A 17813-nucleotide genomic window follows, 5' to 3' on the forward strand; every position below is an offset into this window, starting at 1 on the left:
ACGATCAACTATCTGGTCGAGCTCAATAGGCGGGTCAACAGCGACCTCGGCTACAGCCTGCGCATGGAACATGGCGTGCAGACACCGGATTTCACGCTGCGAACCGGGGTCGGCTCGTGTCGCGACTTCGCCTGGCTACTGGTGTCGATCCTGCGTCAGATGGGTCTGGCCGCCAGGTTCGTGTCCGGCTACCTGGTCCAGCTGACTTCAGACGTCAAGGCGCTCGACGGACCGTCCGGCCCTGCCGCCGATTTCACCGACCTGCACGCCTGGGCCGAGGTGTACATCCCCGGTGCGGGCTGGATCGGCTTGGACCCGACGTCGGGCCTGTTCGCCGGCGAAGGCCACATTCCGCTGGCCGCAACGCCGAGTCCGGAGAGCGCGGCTCCCATCACCGGCAACACCGATCCTTGCGAAGCGGTGCTGGAGTTCTCCAACACCGTCACCCGCATCCACGAAGACCCGCGCGTCACGCTCCCCTACACCGACGAGGCGTGGGCGACGATCCAGGACGTCGCGCGTGGGGTCGACGCGCGATTGACCGACGGCGATGTCCGATTGACCGTCGGTGGCGAGCCCACATTCGTGTCGGTGGACAACCAGGTCGACGACGAGTGGATCACCGCGGCCGACGGCCCGCACAAACGCGAACGTGCCTCCGAGCTGGCCGCGCGGCTGAAAGCACAGTGGGCACCGCAGGGGCTGATCCACCGAGGGCAGGGCCGCTGGTATCCCGGTGAACCGTTGCCGCGCTGGCAGATTGGCCTGTACTGGCGCACCGATGGGCTGCCGCTGTGGCCCGACGAAACGCTGCTGGCCGATCCCTGGAGCACCGATCCGGCCGGCCCGCCGGCACCCGAGTCCGCCTCCCAGGACTTGCTGGCTGCCATCGCCGACGGGCTGAGCCTGCCGCTGTCGCAGGTGCGGCCCGCCTACGAAGATCCACTGTCGCGGATGGCGGCCAAAGCGCGCCTACCCAAAGGCGACCCGGTGGCGCCGGATGCCGATTTGGACTCGGAAACCGGCGAGGACACCGTCGCGGGCCGCGCGGAACTATTGGCGTGTCTCGATGAATCCACCGAAGCCCCAGCGGCATTTGTGTTGCCGCTGCACAGACGCGACGACGACGGCGGCTGGGCCAGCGCGGACTGGCGACTTCGTCGCGGCCGCATCGTATTGGTGGACGGCGCCTCGCCGGCGGGCCTTCGGCTGCCGCTCGACGCGATCAGCTGGAAGCCGCCGCGGCCGAGGTTCGACACCGACCCGACCACCGTCGGCGACGAGTTGCACCCGTCCACCGAGGAGGCGGAGGTCGACGACGACGAAACCGCGCCGACCACCGCGATGGTCGCCGAGGTTCGCGACGGGCTGCTCTACGTGTTCATGCCGCCGACCGAGGCGCTGGACCACTTCGTCGATCTGATCGGGCGGGTGCACGACGCGGCGGCGAAGACCGGCTGCCCGGTCGTCATCGAAGGTTACGACCCGCCGCCGGACCCGCGGCTGACGTCGACGACGATAACCCCCGACCCGGGTGTCATCGAAGTCAATGTCGCACCCACCGCCAGTTTCGCCGAGCAGAGCCGGCAACTCGAAATACTCTATGAACAAGCCAGATTCGCCCGGCTGTCCACGGAGTCGTTCCAGTTCGACGGCAGCCACGGCGGCACGGGCGGGGGCAACCACATCACTCTGGGCGGCATCACCCCGAAGGATTCGCCGCTACTGCGCCGGCCAGACTTGCTGATCTCGCTGTTGACCTATTGGCAGCGGCACCCGGCGTTGTCCTACCTGTTCGCCGGTCGATTCGTCGGCACCACGTCGCAGGCGCCGCGGGTGGACGAGGGCCGTGCCGAGGCACTCTACGAACTCGAGATCGCCTTCGCCGAAATCGACCGAATCACTTCGCTTTCCGAGGGCGCCCCAGCCAAACCGTGGGTCACCGACCGGGCCCTTCGGCATCTGTTGACCGACATCACCGGCAACACGCATCGCGCAGAGTTTTGCATCGACAAGCTCTACAACCCGGACAGCCCGCGCGGCCGACTGGGCCTACTGGAGCTTCGCGGTTTCGAGATGCCGCCGCATCTGCGGATGGCGATGGTGCAGTCACTGCTGGTGCGATCACTGGTGGCCTGGTTCTGGGAGGAACCGCTGCGGGCTCCCCTGATCCGGCACGGCCCGAACCTGCACGGACGATACCTGTTGCCGCACTTTCTGATCCACGACATTGCCGACGTCGCCGCGGATCTGCGCGCGCACGGCATCGCCTTTGAGACCAACTGGCTGGACCCATTCACCGAGTTCCGGTTTCCGCGCATCGGCACCGCGGTGTTCGACGGCGTCGAGGTCGAACTGCGCGGAGCCATCGAGCCGTGGAACACCCTCGGCGAGCAGTCCACCGCCACCGGCACGGCACGCTATGTCGACTCGTCGATCGAACGCATCCAGGTGCGCATCATCGGCGCCGACCGGCACCGCTATCTGATGACCTGCAACGGCTACCCGGTTCCGTTGCTGGCCACCGACAATCCCGACGTGCACGTGGGCGGTGTGCGGTTCCGGGCGTGGCAGCCGCCCAGCGCGCTGCATCCGAGCATCACCGTTGACGGTCCGCTGCAGTTCGAGCTCGTCGACCTGACCACGTCGACGTCGCGCGGCGGCTGCACCTATCACGTCGCACATCCCGGTGGGCGCGCCTACGACGAACCGCCGGTGAACGCCGTCGAGGCCGAGTCGCGCCGCGCCCGACGCTTCGAAGCCACCGGTTTCACCCCGGGCAAGCTCGAGCTGTCCGACATCCGGGAGATGCAGGCGCGGATTTCCACAGACATCGGCGCGCCGGGCATCCTCGACCTGCGACGCGTGCGTACCGTCCTGCGGTAATGGCTTCGGCAGATATGGCAGTGCATTCCAGCGACGCGTCGGCAGCTTTTCACCACCGCACCGACGTCGACCGCCTGCTGGCCGGGTACCGCGCGACGCGTGCCCAAGACGCCTTGTTCGACCTACGTCCGCCCGGCCTGCGTGGCCCGGGGATCGGCTACGACGAGTTCGTCGACGAAGCCGGCAACGTGCGCCCCGCCTGGACCGAGCTCGCCGACGCGGTCGGCGACCGCGGCCGGGCCGGGCTGCAGCGGCTGCGCTCCGCGATACACCAGCTGGTGGACAACGACGACATCACCTATACCCGTGTCGATCCCGCCCAAGAACCCGCTGTCAATGGCCAGGGTGAACCGCGGCCGTGGCATCTGGATTCGCTGCCGCTGGTGGTGTCGGCTCCGGATTGGGAAGCACTCGAGGCGGGGCTCGTGCAACGGTCGCGGGTACTCAACGCCGTGCTCGCCGACCTGTACGGCAGCCGTCGTTCGCTGACCGAGGGCGTGCTACCACCGGAGCTGCTGTTCGCCCACCCCGGCTATGTCCGCGCCGCCAACGGAATCGAGGTGCCGGGGCACCATCAACTCTTCATGCACGCCTGCGATGTGAGCCGGCTGTCCGATGGCAGTTTCCAGGTGAACGCCGACTGGACCCAAGCCCCGTCCGGCGCCGGTTATGCGCTGGCCGACCGACGGGTCCTCACACAAGCCCTGCCCGACTTGTACGAAAGGGTCGGCCCGCGGCCGACGACACCGTTCGCGCAGGCGCTGCGCCTGGCACTGATCGACGCGGCACCCGACGGCGTGCAAGACCCGGTCGTGGTTGTACTCAGTCCGGGTATCTACTCCGAAACCTCGTTCGATCAGGCGTATCTCGCGACACTGCTGGGCTTTCCGTTGGTGGAGAGCGCGGATCTGGTGGTGCGCGATGGCCAATTGTGGATGCGTTCGCTGGGTACCCTCAAACGCGTCGACGTGGTGTTTCGCCGCGTCGACGCGACGTACACCGACCCGCTCGATCTGCGTGCCGACTCGCGGCTCGGGGTGGCCGGGCTGGTCGAGGCGCAGCACCGCGGGACGGTGACCGTGGTCAACACCGTTGGCAGTGGCATTCTGGAAAGTGCTGGGCTGCAACGATTCCTACCTGAACTGGCCACGCAACTGCTCGGGGAATCGCCGCTGCTCGCCAGCACGCCCAGTTATTGGGGCGGGATCGACAGCGAACGTTCGCACCTGCTGGCGAATCTCTCGTCGTTGTTGATCAGGCCGACCATCGGTGGGCAAACGCTTGTCGGACCGACCCTTTCGTCGGAGCGACTCGCCGAGCTGGCCGCCTGCATCACCGCGATGCCGTGGCAATGGGTTGGCCAGGAGCTGCCCCAATTCTCGTCCGCGCCCACCAGTCACGCCGGTGACTTCTCCGCAGGCCCGGTGGGCATGCGTTTGTTCACGGTGGCCCAACGTGGTGGCTACGCACCGATGCTGGGCGGCCTGGGCTACGTCCTGGCGGCGGGTCCATCGGCCTACACACTGAAAACCGTTGTTGCGAAGGATGTCTGGGTACGTCCGACTGAGCGTTCGCGGACGGAGGCGGTAACCCTACCGGCGCCGGAGACACCGGCCAAGGCGGGCGCGGGCACTTTGGGAGTCAGCTCGCCACGCGTGCTGTCCGATCTGTTCTGGATGGGACGCTACGGCGAGCGGGCCGAAAACATGGCCCGGTTGTTGATCGCTGCGCGCCGGCGTTACTACGAATTCCGGCATCGCCAGGAGACTGCCGAAAGTCAGTGCGTGCCGGTGTTGATGTCCGCGCTGGGCAGGATCACCGGAACCGATCCAGGCCCAGACGACCAGGCGGAGTCGATCGCGACCACACCGTCGACGCTGTGGTCGCTCACTATGGACCGCGACCGGCCCGGCTCGCTGGTGCAGTCGGTCGACCGGCTGGCGCTGGCAGCCAGAGCGGTGCGCGACCAGTTGTCCAGCGACACCTGGGTGGTGCTGGCCGGCGTCGAACGGACATTGGCGCATAAGGCCGAGCCGCCGGACTCACTTGCCGAGGCCGACGCCGTGCTCTCCACCGCGCAGTCGCAGACGCTGGTCGCAATGCTGACGCTGGCCGGGGTTTCCAGTGAGTCGATGGTGCAGGACGTCGGCTGGACGCTGATGGACATCGGCAAGCGCATCGAGCGCGGCCTGGGTTTGACCGCATTGCTGAACGCGACTGTGACGACCGTCCGGGCTCCGGCCGCGGAACTGACGGTCATCGAATCAACCTTGATCGCAACGGAATCGGCGGTCACCTATCGCCGCCGCACGGCGGGTGAGGTCAGCGTGGCCGCCCTGGCCGAGCTGATGCTCTTCGACGCGACGAACCCGCGATCGTTGGTGTATCAGCTGGAGCGACTCCAGACCGACCTCGGCGACCTACCCGGCTCATCGGGGTCATCGCGGCCGCAGCGGATGGTCGCCGAGATCAGCACCATGTTGCGGCGGTCGAACCCCGCCGACCTGGAGGCGGTCGCAGCCGACGGGCGTCGCAAGAAGTTGGCCGAGCTGCTGACCGCGGTGCATACCGCGCTACGCGAGCTGGCCGAGGTGATCACCGCGACGCAGCTGGCGCTGCCCGGCGGCATGCAGCCGCTGTGGGGTGGCGATGAGCGGCGGGTGATGCCGTGACGCCAGGTTGCTAGGCCGCGGGTTTACCCGATATCGCGGTCACCTCGTCGATGACGCCGTGGATGAACTTCATCTTCTCCAGCACCGCCACCGGTAGCACGAACGGGTAGAGATCGTCGTGACCCATCGACCGGTTCACCATGTTCAGCGACCACGACACCGGTAGCCACATGTCGATGATGGTGTTAAAAGCACTGGGGCCCAACACCGGCCGATCGAAGGTTGCCGTCGCCGGTGCGAAACCGCACCAAGCCGCGGTGTCCAGCGTGTCCCGAATGTGCAGGTAGTGCGCGAACGTCTCGGCCCAATCCTCGGCGGGGTGCATGGTTGCGTACGAGGAGACAAAGGTCTCTTCCCAATTCGCGGGCGCCCCTTCGCTGTAATGCCGGTCCAGCGCCGCCTGGTAGTCGGCATTGGCGTCGCCATACAACTCGGTGAAACGGGACACGAAATCAGCGGATGGCGTGATCAGCCGGTAGTAGTAGTAATGCCCGATCTCGTGCCTGAAGTGTCCCAGCAAGGTGCGGTAGGGCTCGTCCATCTCTACCCGCAGTTGCTCGCGATGCACATCGTCACCTTCAGCCAAATCCAGTGTGATGACACCGTTTTCATGCCCGGTCAGCACCTTCTCGTGCCCGCTGGACAGCAACCGGAAAGCCAATCCGTAGTTCGGGTCCTGATCACGCCCGACGATCGGCAGCTTGAGCTCGTGCAACTCGGCGACCAGCCTGCGCTTGGCCGCCTCCGCCCGGGCGAACTCCACCAGCCCGGCGGTATCGGCGTCGTTGGGCCGCTCGATGGTCAGCGCACAGGAGGCGCACAACCCGCCTGGCTGAGGAATCCGAACAAGCCAATTGCATTCCGCCAGATAACGATTGGCACACAGCTCGTATTCGCTGGCGCTGACGAAACCGGCGTGGTCGGCGTCGTCGCCTGTCGTGATCACCAGCAGCGCCATCTCGTCGAGCGAGAAACCCAGCGCGCTGCCACATGCCAGGCACGCGGAGTTCTCGAAAGTCAGACGCTGGCCGCAGTTGGGACAGTGGAAGTCACGCATATAGTTCGTCACCTTCGTAGGGCACCACGTCGACTGCGACGTCGATCACGCTCTTCTTGGAATTGGTGTAGATGATGCCTCGCAACGGCGGCACGTCAGCGTAGTCGCGACCCCGCCCGACAATCACATATCGTTCGTCGACCATCTTGTCGTTAGTGGGATCGAGTCCCAGCCACTCGAATTGGCCTGGTGGTTGTGGCGTCCACACCGCGGCCCATGCGTGCGTCGCGTCGATGCCGATCATGCGATCCTTTCCCGGCGGCGGATTGGTGGCCAGGTAACCGGACACATAGCTGGCCGCCAAACCATTGGCGCGCAAGCAGGCGATCGCCAGTCGCGCGAAGTCCTGGCATACCCCTTCCCGGGCCGTCAGAACCTCATTGACTCCGGTAGACACTGTGGTCGACCCGGAGCGATAGGTGAAGTCGGCGTGGATCCGCGATGCGAGGTCACGCAGCACCTCGCCAAGTGGTCGCTGCGGGACAAAGCTCGGCGCGGCGTAGTCGCGAACCTCGTCGGTGATCTCGGGTGGGTTCAGGTCGAGAGCGAACTCGGTGGCCAAAGCGCCGCGCGCGCCTACCGGACGGGCCAGTTCCCAGGGAGCCACCGCCGGTCCGGCACCCCAGCGCTCCGGTGGTGACGGATACACCTCGACGACCGACTCGCTGGTGATCGTCAGCGTCTGATGCGGTTCGGTGACATGGAAATACGAGCTGACGTTGCCGTAGGCGTCCAGGCTCGTTGAGCTGTCTGCGGGTGCCGGCGAGATCGTCAGCTCGTGGAAGAGGCAGCGCTGCCGCAACAGATCCCGCGGGGTCAGGAAACCACGACCGTAGGAACTGGTCACCACGTCCGAATAGCGGTATTCGGTGCGATGGGTGATCCGGTAGCGGGCCCGCGGGCCGGGCGGGTGCTGATCCGGCGACGTCACGCTGCAACACTAATGAGCCTCAACATCGCGTGCAGCCCCCCAGCCTGGATCCGGCGCTTGACCGCCGCGAGAAGAGCACAATGAATCATGGCCACCTGGGACGACGTCGCCAGCGTCGTCGGTGAGCTGCAACTCATCGAGGAGCGGTCGCCACACGAATGGCGGGTCGGCAAGAAGCTGATCGCCTGGGAGCGTCCGCTGCGCAAGTCCGACTACGACGCGCTGACCGCGCTCGGGGTCGAACCACCGCAGGGCGACATCCTCGGCGTCCGGGTGCCCGACGAGGGCGTCAAGTTCGCGCTGATCGCCGATGAGCCCGAGCTGTACTTCACCACCCCGCATTTCGATGGCTATCCAGCTGTTCTGGTGAAGCTCGCGGCGATCGACGAACGCGGGCTACGGGAGCTGATCGTCGAGGCTTGGCTCACTCAGGCCCCAAAACGCCTGGTCCAGGAGTTTCTCGGCGAAACCCGGTAACTCCCACGCCAGTCACCGAGTCGCATCATCAGTCACCTGAGTAACAGTAGCATCACGGGCCACTCTAATTTACTCCATCACAGCTAGATAACTCAATTCACATATATCACTCTAGTTATAAAGAGCACCAATAGCCTCTTTAATTGACTTCTATTATCACCAGCAACATAAAACGCTCTTTAAACAATTATCTCACTGAACTACTAAAGTCCCACGCATTGACTCTTTTCCCGCGTGTTTGTTAGAAGTGTTAAATGAGTCATTTAGGTGGGCTACTGAGCACGCTGTGCAAGCACCTGGTGATAGCCACGTTGGTCGCCCTGGGCATGACGCTGCTGGTCAATCCGACCACCGGCGTGGCCTACGCGGACGGCATGAACTGGGACGCCGTGGCGCAGTGCGAATCGGGTGGCAACTGGCACGCCAACACCGGCAACGGGTTCTACGGCGGACTGCAGTTCAAACCGTCTACCTGGGCCGCCAACGGCGGCATCGGCGACCCGGCGATGGCCTCGCGCGAGCAGCAGATCGCGGTGGCGAACCGGGTGCTGGCCACCCAGGGACCCGGCGCCTGGCCCAAATGCGGCGGCAATGGCCAGCTCTTCCCGATCCAAATCGTCAACATCTTCATGCACCCGGTGCGCGGCACGCTGCAAACGATCTTGTCGCTGGTCCCGCATTAAGCCATTCGCCGACCGCGTGACCGCCCCGTGATAGACGTCGTGATTGCCCCGTGACCGGGCGCAGCGAGAGCTCGATTGACGGCCTAACTATCCGGCTCGGCTAACTCGCCAGCTGCAGCTCGAAGACCGGGATCACGCGCGTCGTCTTCGCCTGATACTCCGCGAAACCCGGGGCGGCCGCGGCGATCTGGCCGAAAAGTTCGTCACGTTCGCCGGACGGCAATTCCCGCGCGGTGACGTCCGAGGAGTCGTTACCGATCTCGACGCGCGCCGCCGGGTTCGCCCGCAGATTGTGCACCCAGGCCGGGTTGACGTCGGACCCCGCGAAAGACCCGATGATGAGCAGCTTGCCGTCGATGCGGAAATAGGCCAGCGGCGAGACTCGCGGCCGACCGGACTTGGCGCCGGTGGTGGTCAGCAGGAGCAGGTGAGTGCCCTCGAACTGACCGCCGACCTTGCCGTCGTTGGCACGGAACTCGTCGGCGATGGCTTCGTTGAACGCTTTGATGGTTTCGGTGTCAGGCATACCTTCAGACATGCTTGGTCAACCTACGCGGATCGGCTGTCTATTCCGCCACCAAGTCTTGCCGAGATCGACGCTAGCGTCGAAAAACGCGACAAATTGCGCGCTAGCGTCGATCTCGCGCCGTCTCGGGTACGACGTCGATGCCCGATTCTTTGCGCTGTTGCGCGGTGATCGGCGCCGGGGCGTCGGTCAGCGGGTCAACGCCGCCGCCGGACTTAGGGAACGCGATCACCTCGCGGATCGAATCGGCTCCGGCCAGCAGTTGGACGATTCGATCCCAGCCGAACGCGATGCCGCCGTGCGGCGGGGCGCCAAAGGTGAACGCATCCAACAGGAATCCGAACTTCTCCTGTGCTTCGGCGGCGCCGATGCCCATCATCGCGAACACGCGTTCCTGAATGTCGCGGCGGTGGATACGAATTGAGCCGCCGCCGATTTCGTTGCCGTTGCAGACGATGTCGTAGGCGTCCGCCAGCGCGTTGCCCGGATCGCTGTCGAAGGTGGCCTCCGACTCGGCCTTTGGCGAGGTGAACGCGTGGTGCACCGCGGTCCAAGCGCCGCTGCCCAGCGCGACATCGCCGGCGGCAGCGGCCTCATCGGCCGGCTCGAACAGCGGGAAGTCCACCACCCAGGTGAATGCCCAGGCATCGGGGTCGATCAGGTTGAGCCGATGCGCGATCTCCACGCGTGCCGCACCCAACAGCGCACGAGAGGCCTTGGCCGGCCCGGCGGAGAAGAAGATGCAGTCGCCGGGTTGCGCGCCAACATGCGCGGCCAGACCTTCGCGTTCGGCATCGGACAGGTTTTTGGCCACCGGCCCGCCCAGCGTGCCGTCGTCGCCGACCAGCACGTAGGCCAGCCCCTTGTGGCCACGCTGTTTGGCCCATTCCTGCCAGCCGTCCAGCGTGCGACGCGGCTGCGAGGCGCCGCCTGACATCACTACCGCGCCCACATAGGGTGCCTGGAATACCCGAAAAGTAGTGTCGGAGAAGAACTCTGCGCACTCGACCAGCTCCAGCCCGAAGCGCAGGTCGGGCCGGTCGGAACCGAACCGACGCATCGCATCGGCGTAGCTGATCCGCGGCACCGGCAGCGGAAGGTCGTAGCCGATCAACGCCCACACCGCCTTGAGCACCTGTTCGGAAATCGCGATGACGTCGTCGGCCTCGACGAAGCTCAGCTCCATGTCGAGCTGGGTGAATTCCGGCTGACGGTCGGCGCGGAAATCCTCGTCCCGGTAACAGCGGGCGATCTGGTAGTAGCGCTCCATGCCGGCCACCATCAGCAGTTGCTTGAACAGCTGCGGGCTTTGCGGCAAGGCGTAGAACGAGCCGGGTTGCAGCCGGGCCGGCACCAGGAAGTCGCGCGCACCCTCCGGCGTCGAGCGTGTCATCGTCGGCGTCTCGATCTCGACGAAATCGTGCGCGGCCAGCATGCCACGCGCCGCGGCGTTTACCTTGGAGCGCAACCGAATTGCGCCACCGGGGCCCTCGCGGCGCAGGTCGAGGTAGCGATAACGCAGCCGGACCTCCTCGCCGGCGGGCTCGTCGAGCTGGAACGGCAGCGGTGCACACTCCCCTAGCACCGTCAGCGACGTCGCGTTGACCTCGATCTCGCCGGTGGGGATCTCCGCGTTCGCGTTGCCCTCCGGGCGGATCTCCACCACGCCCTCGACGGCCACACAGAACTCCGCGCGCAGCCGGTGGGCCTGAGCCAGCACGTCCTCGGCACGGAACACCACCTGGGAAACCCCCGTAGCGTCGCGCAGGTCGATGAAGATCACCCCGCCGTGGTCCCGCCGGCGCGCGACCCATCCGGCGAGCGTCACCTGTTGGCCGGCGTCGGTGGCCCGCAATGAACCGGCGGCGTGACTGCGCAGCACAAATACTCCTTGCATACGGTGGGAACGACAGCCCAGTCTAGAGGCGCTAATTTCGAGGATCGTCATGGATATTGCAGTTGTGGGTCCGGGCGCCGTCGGCACGACCGTCGCCGCTTACCTCTTCGCCGCCGGGCACCGGGTGCTGGTCTGCGGGCGGACGCCGCGATCGCAGGTCGAACTTCGGCCCGACGACGCGGATTCGATCACGGTGCCAGGCCCGGTCTGCACCGATCCTGGTGAGACCGCGGGTCCCGTCGGGGTGGTCCTGCTGACGGTCAAATCCACCCAGAACGCCGCAGCGGCCCGGTGGCTGGCCCGCCTGTGCGACGCGAACACGGTCGTCGTGGTTTTGCAGAACGGCGTCGAGCAGGTTGAGCAGGTACAGCCGCTCTGCCCGTCGTCGACGGTCATCCCCGGGATCGTCTGGTTTTCGGCCGAGACTCAACCCGAAGGCTGGGTGCGGCTGCGCGGGGAAGCCCGGTTGGCGCTGCCGACCGGGACTGCCGCAACAACATTCGCCGAAGTGTGGCGCGCCGCCGGTGGCACCGCTGACTGCGACCCCGACTTTGTCACGGCCGCATGGCGCAAGCTGCTGGTCAACGCGGTGGCCGGCCTGATGGTGCTGACCGGCCGTCGGGCCGGGATGTTTCGCCGCGACGACCTGTCCGAGTTGGCGCGCCGCTATGCCGCCGAATGCCTCGAGGTCGCCCGCGCCGAGGGCGCGCATCTCGGCGATGACGTCATCGACGGCACGGTCGAGATGTTCCGTCAGGCACCCACCGATATGGGCACGTCGATGCTCGCCGACCGCGAGGCCGGCCGCCCACAGGAGTGGGACATCCGCAACGGGGTGATCATCCGCAAAGCAGGCGCCCACGGCATCGCGACACCGATCAGCGATGTGCTGGTACCGCTGCTCGCCGCGACGAGCGACGGCCCCGGTTAGCCGGTCAGCCTCGGCTACGGCGACGCTGTCGCACCGAGCCGACCGGCAGACTGTCACCCGACACGTGTGACAAGAACCACCGGAGTCCGGTTTACCGGATTACGGCAGGTCGTGCCACGCTGAGCGGCGGGCCGCATCGGGGTCGTCGACCACGACATCGGACAACGACCGGATGACGCGGGTGGCTCGTTGCTGGATGTCATAGCGGGGCCACTCGCAAGACCAAGCTGGGCTATCGGCCCCGGCCGCGTGGGCGAATTCCAGCCAGGTGCTTTGCATCCGGCGACCCACGGCGGGCGTCAGCCATCTGCCCAGCGGGTGCAGTCTTCGGCCCAAATGCGAGTCGTAGCTGTGCAAGATGTGCACGATCTCGCTGCCGTGGACGGCGCCCAGGCCCAACGCACGCAGCGTCGCCGGCGTGTGATCGAAGCGGTAGGCATAGGTGGGCGCGTGAAGACTGTAGCCATCAGTGAACGCCCACGTCGGGGCGACGAACATCGCGTCGGCACCGATCTCCTCCAGCGCGCGGCGGCGCGGATAGCCTGAGTAAGCCGCAAGCACCCGCGCCCTCGTCTCCGGCGCGAATCGTGTGAAATAGCGATCGACGTTGGCCTGCGTCGTTGGCAGCATCGGCGTCTTGTCTCGGGCGAACAGCGACGCCTCGCGCCGGTTGGAGCCGATGACCAATGGAATACGGGCCGTGGCACCCGTACGGGCCGCCTCGATCGGGTGCACCGGCAGGAGATCGACCCCATAGGTCAGCCCGTGCGCCAGCGTCGGTGTCGTCGCCACACTCGCGAGCTGTAATTCTCCTGCGGCACGGCGTAATTCACGCTGCGGCAGCGTTTTCAACTCCCCCGCCGGCACGCCGAGCCGACTGAGAAATCGCTGCGCCTGCTCGGCGCGCGTCTCACGGTCGGCCATCAGTGGCAGCGCCGGGCTTTGCGCAATCGCGCGGGCGAAGAGACCTTCGGCGGCGGGGCTGGCCAGCAGCGCCAATACCGATGTGGCGCCTGCAGATTCGCCGAACACGGTGACCCGGTCGGCGTCACCACCAAACGCCGCGACGTTGTCCCGAACCCACGCCAACGCGGCGATCTGGTCACGGAGGCACAGGTTGTCGTCAAAGCCGTCGCCGAGATCGCCAAGCTCGAAACCGCCGAAAACCCCTACGCGGTAGGTGACATTGACGACCACGACATTGCCGCTAGCGGCCAGCCGCGACCCGCCGTAGAGCTGTAGTTGCCCGGCACCGTTGAGGAACGCCCCGCCGGGGATCCACACCATGACCGGCAGCGAGCCGGAAACGTCCGGCGACCACACCGTCACCGTCAAGCAGGCCTCGTCGCGAATCTTCGGGTCTCGGCGGTCGCCGGCCACCATCGAGCGGCTCTGCAGCGGCAACGGACCGTGCTCGACGGCATCACGCACACCCGCCCAGGGCAGCAGCGGTGCCGGTGCGGCGAAACGACGCTCACCGATGGGCTGTTGCGCGTACGGCACCCCGCGCCACACCGCGACGCCGCCTTCGACGGTGCCCCGGAGATCGCCGAAGGACGTGCGCGCCAGCGCAGGAACTTCGGCAACCGCGGGCACGCCTGAATCGTAGTGTGTAAAGCTGATCTTGCCGGGCTACCAGCCACGCCGAAAACCGCAACGGAGAGTGCGATGACCTTCAACGAGGGTATGCAGATCGACACCAGCACGACGGCATCGTCCGGTGGGGGTGGAGGGCGAGGAATCGCGATCGGCGGCGGACTCGGCGGGTTGTTGTTCCTGGTGGTCGCGCTGCTGCTCGGGGTCGATCCTGGCAAAGTGGCCACCCAGCTGCCCGCACCGGGCGCCAGCCAGGACGTCGCGCCCGGCTTCGATCTGAGCAAGTGCCGCACCGGGGCCGACGCCAACCAATACGTGCAGTGCCGTGTGGTCGCCACCGGCAACTCCGTCGACGCGGTGTGGAAACAGCTGATGCGCGGATACACCCGGCCGCGGGTGCGGCTGTTCAGTGGTCAGGTCAACACCGGCTGCGGAGCGGCGACCACCGAGGTGGGCCCGTTCTACTGCCCGGTCGATCAAACCGCCTACTTCGACACCGGCTTTTTCGACGTGCTGCGCACCCAATTCGGTTCAAGCGGTGGGCCATTGGCGCAGGAATACGTGGTGGCTCACGAGTTCGGGCACCATGTGCAGGATCTGCAGGGATCACTCGGTCGCGCCCAGCAGGGCGCGCAAGGCGCCAGCGGTAACGGCGTGCGCACCGAGCTGCAAGCCGACTGCTACGCCGGCGTGTGGGCCCACTACGCCTCCACCACCAAGCAGGAGAGCACCGGTGTTCCTTTCCTGGAACCGCTGAGCGACAAGGACATTGCCGACGCGTTGTCGGCGGCGTCGTCTGTCGGCGATGACCGCATCCAGAAGGCGGCCACCGGCCGCATCAACCCGGAATCGTGGACCCACGGCTCCTCCGAGCAGCGTCAGCACTGGTTCACCGTCGGCTACCAGACCGGCGACCCGAACCAGTGCGACACCTACCACGCACCCGACCTGAACTAGCTCAGAACAGCGTCGGCTGTGCCATCTCGACGGTTTGCGGTTGTGCGGCGGCATCGAAGCGCCGCTGTTCGCCGGCCAGCCCGTATGTAGCGAGCAGCGGTGCCACCCTCGCGCGGAGCTCGTCTCGGTAGGACTGCGGCAAATACGCTCCACGCCGGTACAACTCGCGATACCGGCCGACCAGCTGCGGATGGGTGCGCGTCAGCCACGACATGAACCAGCCGCGCGTCGATCCACGCAAGTGCAGGCCGAAAACCGTGACGCCGACGGCGCCGGCCTCGGCAATCTGGCGCAGCAATCCGTCGAGATGTTCGACAGAGTCAGTCAGATAAGGCAATACCGGCGCCACCATCACATGGCACTCCAAACCGGCTTCGCGGATCGCGGCGACCAGTCCAAGGCGGGCCTGCGGGCCCGGGGTGCCCGGCTCGACCTGCTTGTGTAGTTCGGGGTCACCGACCGCAAGCGAGACGGCGAGGCTGACCGGTACCTGTTCGGCCGCAGCGGCGATCAGCGGCAGATCACGGCGCAGCAGCGTGCCTTTGGTCAGGATCGACAGCGGCGTGCCCGACGCTGCAAGCGCGCCGATGATGCCGGGCATCAACGCGTAGCGCCCCTCGGCGCGTTGATAGGGATCGGTGTTGGTACCCAGCGCAACCGTCTCGCGACACCACGACTTTCGGGCCAGTTCGCGACGCAGTACATCAACGACGTTGGTTTTGACGACGATCTGGGTGTCGAAGTCGTTGCCGCAGTCGAAATCCAGATACTCGTGGGTCGGCCGGGCGAAGCAATACCGGCAAGCGTGCGAACAACCGCGGTATGCGTTGACGGTGTACTGGAATGGCAAGGCCGAGGCGCGCGGAATACGGTTCAGCGCCGACTTACACAAGACCTCGTGAAACGTGACGCCCTCGAACTGCGGCGTCCGCACACTGCGGACGAAACCGATGCGCTCCAATCCAGGCAACGCGCCGTCGTCGACGCCGATGCTCAGACGGTCCCACCGCATACCATATTCGAACGTTTGTTCGAGCCAATGTCAACCCCGCCGTTTAAGTTGACCCCAGCCACGATCGGACTCCTGGCTCGTCGCCAATACGCCTGCGGTTGGTTGGTTGTCATTTAAGCTGGACCATCGTGACGTCTGATACTGACGCCCCAAAAGACAATAAACATCTTAAGTGGGCAATGGGTGGGGTGGCCGCGGTCGCGGTCTTGGCAACGATAGTCGCGGCGGTATTGCTGTTCGGCGGTGGGGATTCGGGGGCGCCGAAGGGCTCGGACAACGGTTCGGGCCAGGAGACCGCCCCCGTGGCCAGCGCGAAAGACACCGGGCCCATTGCGGTGATCACCGACGATCCCAGTTGCACGGCGTGGACGGCGATCAACAGTCAACTGGCGAACGGTGGTCAGGGGTTGTGGAACGACCGCGACCGGTCGGTGCCCGCCTCGGCGTGGACGCCAAAGCAGCGCGCGCAGTTCATCGCCGCCGGAGAGTCGATGCGCGGCGCGGCGGCGCAAACGATCGGCCTGATCAAGCTGACGCCGCACCGCGTGATGCGCGAGCTCTACCAGCAATTCATCGCGTACGCGCGCGCATACTCCGAGCGGATCCCCAAGTACAAGCCGGCCGACAACAATTTGGCCGGCGCCGCGAACAGCGCCTCGTCAGCGTTGGGAGCTATCTGCGCCGCCATCACCGACGGGTCGGCCGCCGCCCGCGGTCCGCTGGTCTCGCCGTCGCCGCCGCCGTCCGACATCGCCCCGGTGGGCAACCTCGCGAACCCGCAACCGTTGCTCACCACCGACAACTCCGTTTGCCCCGACTGGAAGTCGGCGTTGGACCAGTTCGGCAAGCAGACCGCGGCATGGCAGCAAATGGATCCCAATGTCCCGTCGCTCTATTGGAACAAAGAGCAGAAGGCGGTCAACTACGCGGTTGGACCGGTGATGAATTCATTTGCCGGCAAACTGGAACAGCTTGGCAAGCAAAGCGATAACGCAGTCTGGCAGGACCTGGCCAACCTTTCGGCCCAGTACCGTCGCGCGTTTGTCACCGCGTTGCCGACCTACACTCCGACCGACAATCACCTGGCCAATGCCGCCAACTTCGTCTCTACGACGGTCCTCGGCGCTTGCGCGGCAGTTGCGGAGTAGCCGCCGTCTCCGACACCTACTCCGCCGCTAGTTCTCAGAAGAGCGCGAACAGATCGACCACCCAGCCACTGGATGTCCGCTATGGCAAAAGAAAACACACCGGGCATCGCGATGCCCGGTGTGTTCCGACCCCGTCAGGGGTGAGGCGTTAGGCCCAGCTGCCGCCGACGGCGGAGTCGGTGCTCGACATGTTGTTGCCGGCGGTCTGAACCTTCTGGCCGTGACTGTTGGCCTGTTCATAGATCACCTGGAAGTTGCGACCCAACTGGGTGATGAACTCCTGGCAAGCCACCGAACCCGAACCACCCCAGAAGTCACCGGCGGCCAGCACATCGCGCACGATGCTCTGGTGCTCGGCCTCCAACGAGGCGGCCTGGGCGCGGATCAACGCGCCGTGGGCATCGACATCACCGAACTGGTAACTGATCGACATGAGTGTTCTCCTAAGTCTTGTCGGTGATCGGCTAGCTGGACAGGATCTGCTGCGAGCCCTGCTCTTGGGCTTCGTAGTTGTTGGCGTCGCGGATCAACCCGTCGCGCACCCCGTGCAGCATGTTGACGATGTTGCGGAACGCGGTGTTCATCTGGCCCATGGTGTCGTGAGACGTCAGCTGGGCCGTGCCGCTCCAGCCGGCACCCGCGATGTTCTGGCTCGACGCCCACATCTTGCGGGCTTCGTCCTCAACGGTCTGCGCGTGCACGTCGAAACGGCCCGCCATCGCCCGCATCTCGTGCGGGTCAGTCATAAAACGCGTAGGCACTTAACTTTCTCCTTGCTTGAGTAGTAATTGACTGCGATAAACGTGGTAGTCGGACCGGTTACCTGAGGTAACCGCCGACTTGAAACACACGGCTGGTCCCCCCTTCCCCGCGTGATGGCTGCCACCGGGTGTGGAGCCACAGTGGGATGGTCTTCATGGGTTGCACTCAGCCTGCGGCGGCTGCGTTGGCGGCCTCGGTGGCCGCGTAGGAACCGGCGCTGGTGCCCAGCGTGTTGACGAACGCTTCGTGGATGGCCGCCGCCTGGGCGCTCACTGCCT

At 65.8% G+C, this 17813-nt stretch carries 16 protein-coding genes; 7 read left to right on the top strand and 9 right to left on the bottom strand.

Features of this window, described 5'->3' with window-relative positions:
• The coding region (locus VGH54_RS17155; RefSeq protein WP_331513275.1) for a transglutaminase family protein at nt 1-2886 on the top strand (2886 nt) is incomplete at its 5' end.
• A 14-nt stretch (nt 2887-2900) separates the two neighbouring features.
• The gene (locus tag VGH54_RS17160; protein WP_331513289.1) at nt 2901-5558 is read left to right on the top strand and encodes a circularly permuted type 2 ATP-grasp protein; all 2658 of its coding nucleotides are present in this window, start codon (nt 2901-2903) and stop codon (nt 5556-5558) included.
• Between the two features lie 10 nt (nt 5559-5568).
• On the opposite strand, the gene VGH54_RS17165 is transcribed toward VGH54_RS17160, so the two are convergent.
• Both VGH54_RS17165 and VGH54_RS17170 read right to left on the bottom strand, forming a co-directional pair.
• A complete protein-coding gene (locus VGH54_RS17165) occupies nt 5569-6615 on the bottom strand; it encodes a putative zinc-binding metallopeptidase (protein ID WP_331513276.1) in 1047 nt (348 codons plus the stop codon).
• Nucleotides 6608-7546 carry a transglutaminase family protein gene (locus VGH54_RS17170; RefSeq protein ID WP_331513277.1) on the bottom strand — a complete coding sequence of 313 codons (939 nt, stop codon included), beginning with the start codon at nt 7544-7546 and terminating at the stop codon, nt 6608-6610. The genes VGH54_RS17165 and VGH54_RS17170 overlap by 8 nt, the downstream gene beginning before the upstream one ends.
• A gap of 87 nt (nt 7547-7633) precedes the next feature.
• On the opposite strand from VGH54_RS17170, the gene VGH54_RS17175 reads away from it, so the two are divergent.
• Together VGH54_RS17175 and VGH54_RS17180 are read left to right on the top strand one after the other, a co-directional pair.
• Nucleotides 7634-8023: an MmcQ/YjbR family DNA-binding protein gene (locus VGH54_RS17175; RefSeq protein WP_331513278.1), complete on the top strand. Its 390-nt coding sequence runs from the start codon at nt 7634-7636 to the stop codon at nt 8021-8023.
• A gap of 326 nt (nt 8024-8349) precedes the next feature.
• Nucleotides 8350-8706 carry a transglycosylase family protein gene (locus tag VGH54_RS17180; protein ID WP_331513290.1) on the top strand — a complete coding sequence of 119 codons (357 nt, stop codon included), beginning with the start codon at nt 8350-8352 and terminating at the stop codon, nt 8704-8706.
• Between the two features lie 100 nt (nt 8707-8806).
• On the opposite strand, the gene VGH54_RS17185 is transcribed toward VGH54_RS17180, so the two are convergent.
• Nucleotides 8807-9244 carry a nitroreductase family deazaflavin-dependent oxidoreductase gene (locus VGH54_RS17185; RefSeq protein WP_331513279.1) on the bottom strand — a complete coding sequence of 146 codons (438 nt, stop codon included), beginning with the start codon at nt 9242-9244 and terminating at the stop codon, nt 8807-8809.
• A 91-nt stretch (nt 9245-9335) separates the two neighbouring features.
• A complete protein-coding gene (gene aspS / locus VGH54_RS17190) occupies nt 9336-11129 on the bottom strand; it encodes an aspartate--tRNA ligase (RefSeq protein ID WP_331513280.1) in 1794 nt (597 codons plus the stop codon).
• Between the two features lie 49 nt (nt 11130-11178).
• Between aspS and VGH54_RS17195 the strand changes: the two genes are divergently transcribed.
• The gene (locus VGH54_RS17195; RefSeq protein ID WP_331513282.1) at nt 11179-12060 is read left to right on the top strand and encodes an oxidoreductase; all 882 of its coding nucleotides are present in this window, start codon (nt 11179-11181) and stop codon (nt 12058-12060) included.
• Between the two features lie 99 nt (nt 12061-12159).
• Here the strand turns inward: VGH54_RS17195 and VGH54_RS17200 are convergent, their stop codons facing one another.
• Complete coding sequence (locus VGH54_RS17200) at nt 12160-13656, bottom strand: carboxylesterase/lipase family protein (protein ID WP_331513283.1); 1497 nt, start codon at nt 13654-13656, stop codon at nt 12160-12162.
• Between the two features lie 72 nt (nt 13657-13728).
• Here VGH54_RS17200 and ypfJ point away from each other — a divergent pair, with 72 nt between their 5' ends.
• Nucleotides 13729-14613, top strand: a complete 885-nt coding sequence (gene ypfJ, locus VGH54_RS17205; protein WP_331513284.1) for a KPN_02809 family neutral zinc metallopeptidase — start codon at nt 13729-13731, stop codon at nt 14611-14613.
• 1 nt (nt 14614) lies between these two features.
• Here ypfJ and VGH54_RS17210 read toward each other — a convergent pair whose 3' ends face one another.
• Nucleotides 14615-15625 (bottom strand): Rv2578c family radical SAM protein, encoded by a 1011-nt coding sequence (locus VGH54_RS17210; protein WP_331513285.1) that lies wholly within the window; start codon nt 15623-15625, stop codon nt 14615-14617.
• Nucleotides 15626-15831: 206 nt separating this feature from the next.
• Between VGH54_RS17210 and VGH54_RS17215 the strand changes: the two genes are divergently transcribed.
• Nucleotides 15832-16773, top strand: coding sequence for a hypothetical protein (locus VGH54_RS17215; RefSeq protein ID WP_331513286.1), 942 nt, complete (start codon nt 15832-15834; stop codon nt 16771-16773).
• Between the two features lie 148 nt (nt 16774-16921).
• Here VGH54_RS17215 and VGH54_RS17220 read toward each other — a convergent pair whose 3' ends face one another.
• The 3 genes from VGH54_RS17220 to VGH54_RS17230 all read right to left on the bottom strand — a co-directional run.
• A complete protein-coding gene (locus tag VGH54_RS17220) occupies nt 16922-17206 on the bottom strand; it encodes a WXG100 family type VII secretion target (RefSeq protein ID WP_331513287.1) in 285 nt (94 codons plus the stop codon).
• Nucleotides 17207-17237: 31 nt separating this feature from the next.
• Nucleotides 17238-17534, bottom strand: a complete 297-nt coding sequence (locus VGH54_RS17225; protein ID WP_331513288.1) for a WXG100 family type VII secretion target — start codon at nt 17532-17534, stop codon at nt 17238-17240.
• A 166-nt stretch (nt 17535-17700) separates the two neighbouring features.
• Nucleotides 17701-17813, bottom strand: a 113-nt coding sequence (locus tag VGH54_RS17230; protein WP_331513291.1) for a PE domain-containing protein, incomplete at its 5' end; no start/stop codon positions are given.

Origin of the sequence: Mycobacterium sp. (genome assembly GCF_036488105.1) — a bacterium.
Taxonomy (GTDB): Bacteria; Actinomycetota; Actinomycetes; order Mycobacteriales; family Mycobacteriaceae; genus Mycobacterium.

Coding starts and splice junctions, on each gene's coding strand:
- aspS (WP_331513280.1), bottom strand. CDS start 11,129: ATGCAAGGAGTATTTGTGCTGCGCAGTCACGCCGCCGGTTCATTGCGG.
- VGH54_RS17185 (WP_331513279.1), bottom strand. CDS start 9,244: ATGTCTGAAGGTATGCCTGACACCGAAACCATCAAAGCGTTCAACGAA.
- ypfJ (WP_331513284.1), top strand. CDS start 13,729: ATGACCTTCAACGAGGGTATGCAGATCGACACCAGCACGACGGCATCG.
- VGH54_RS17220 (WP_331513287.1), bottom strand. CDS start 17,206: ATGTCGATCAGTTACCAGTTCGGTGATGTCGATGCCCACGGCGCGTTG.
- VGH54_RS17165 (WP_331513276.1), bottom strand. CDS start 6,615: ATGCGTGACTTCCACTGTCCCAACTGCGGCCAGCGTCTGACTTTCGAG.
- VGH54_RS17210 (WP_331513285.1), bottom strand. CDS start 15,625: ATGCGGTGGGACCGTCTGAGCATCGGCGTCGACGACGGCGCGTTGCCT.
- VGH54_RS17160 (WP_331513289.1), top strand. CDS start 2,901: ATGGCAGTGCATTCCAGCGACGCGTCGGCAGCTTTTCACCACCGCACC.
- VGH54_RS17180 (WP_331513290.1), top strand. CDS start 8,350: ATGACGCTGCTGGTCAATCCGACCACCGGCGTGGCCTACGCGGACGGC.
- VGH54_RS17175 (WP_331513278.1), top strand. CDS start 7,634: ATGGCCACCTGGGACGACGTCGCCAGCGTCGTCGGTGAGCTGCAACTC.
- VGH54_RS17195 (WP_331513282.1), top strand. CDS start 11,179: ATGGATATTGCAGTTGTGGGTCCGGGCGCCGTCGGCACGACCGTCGCC.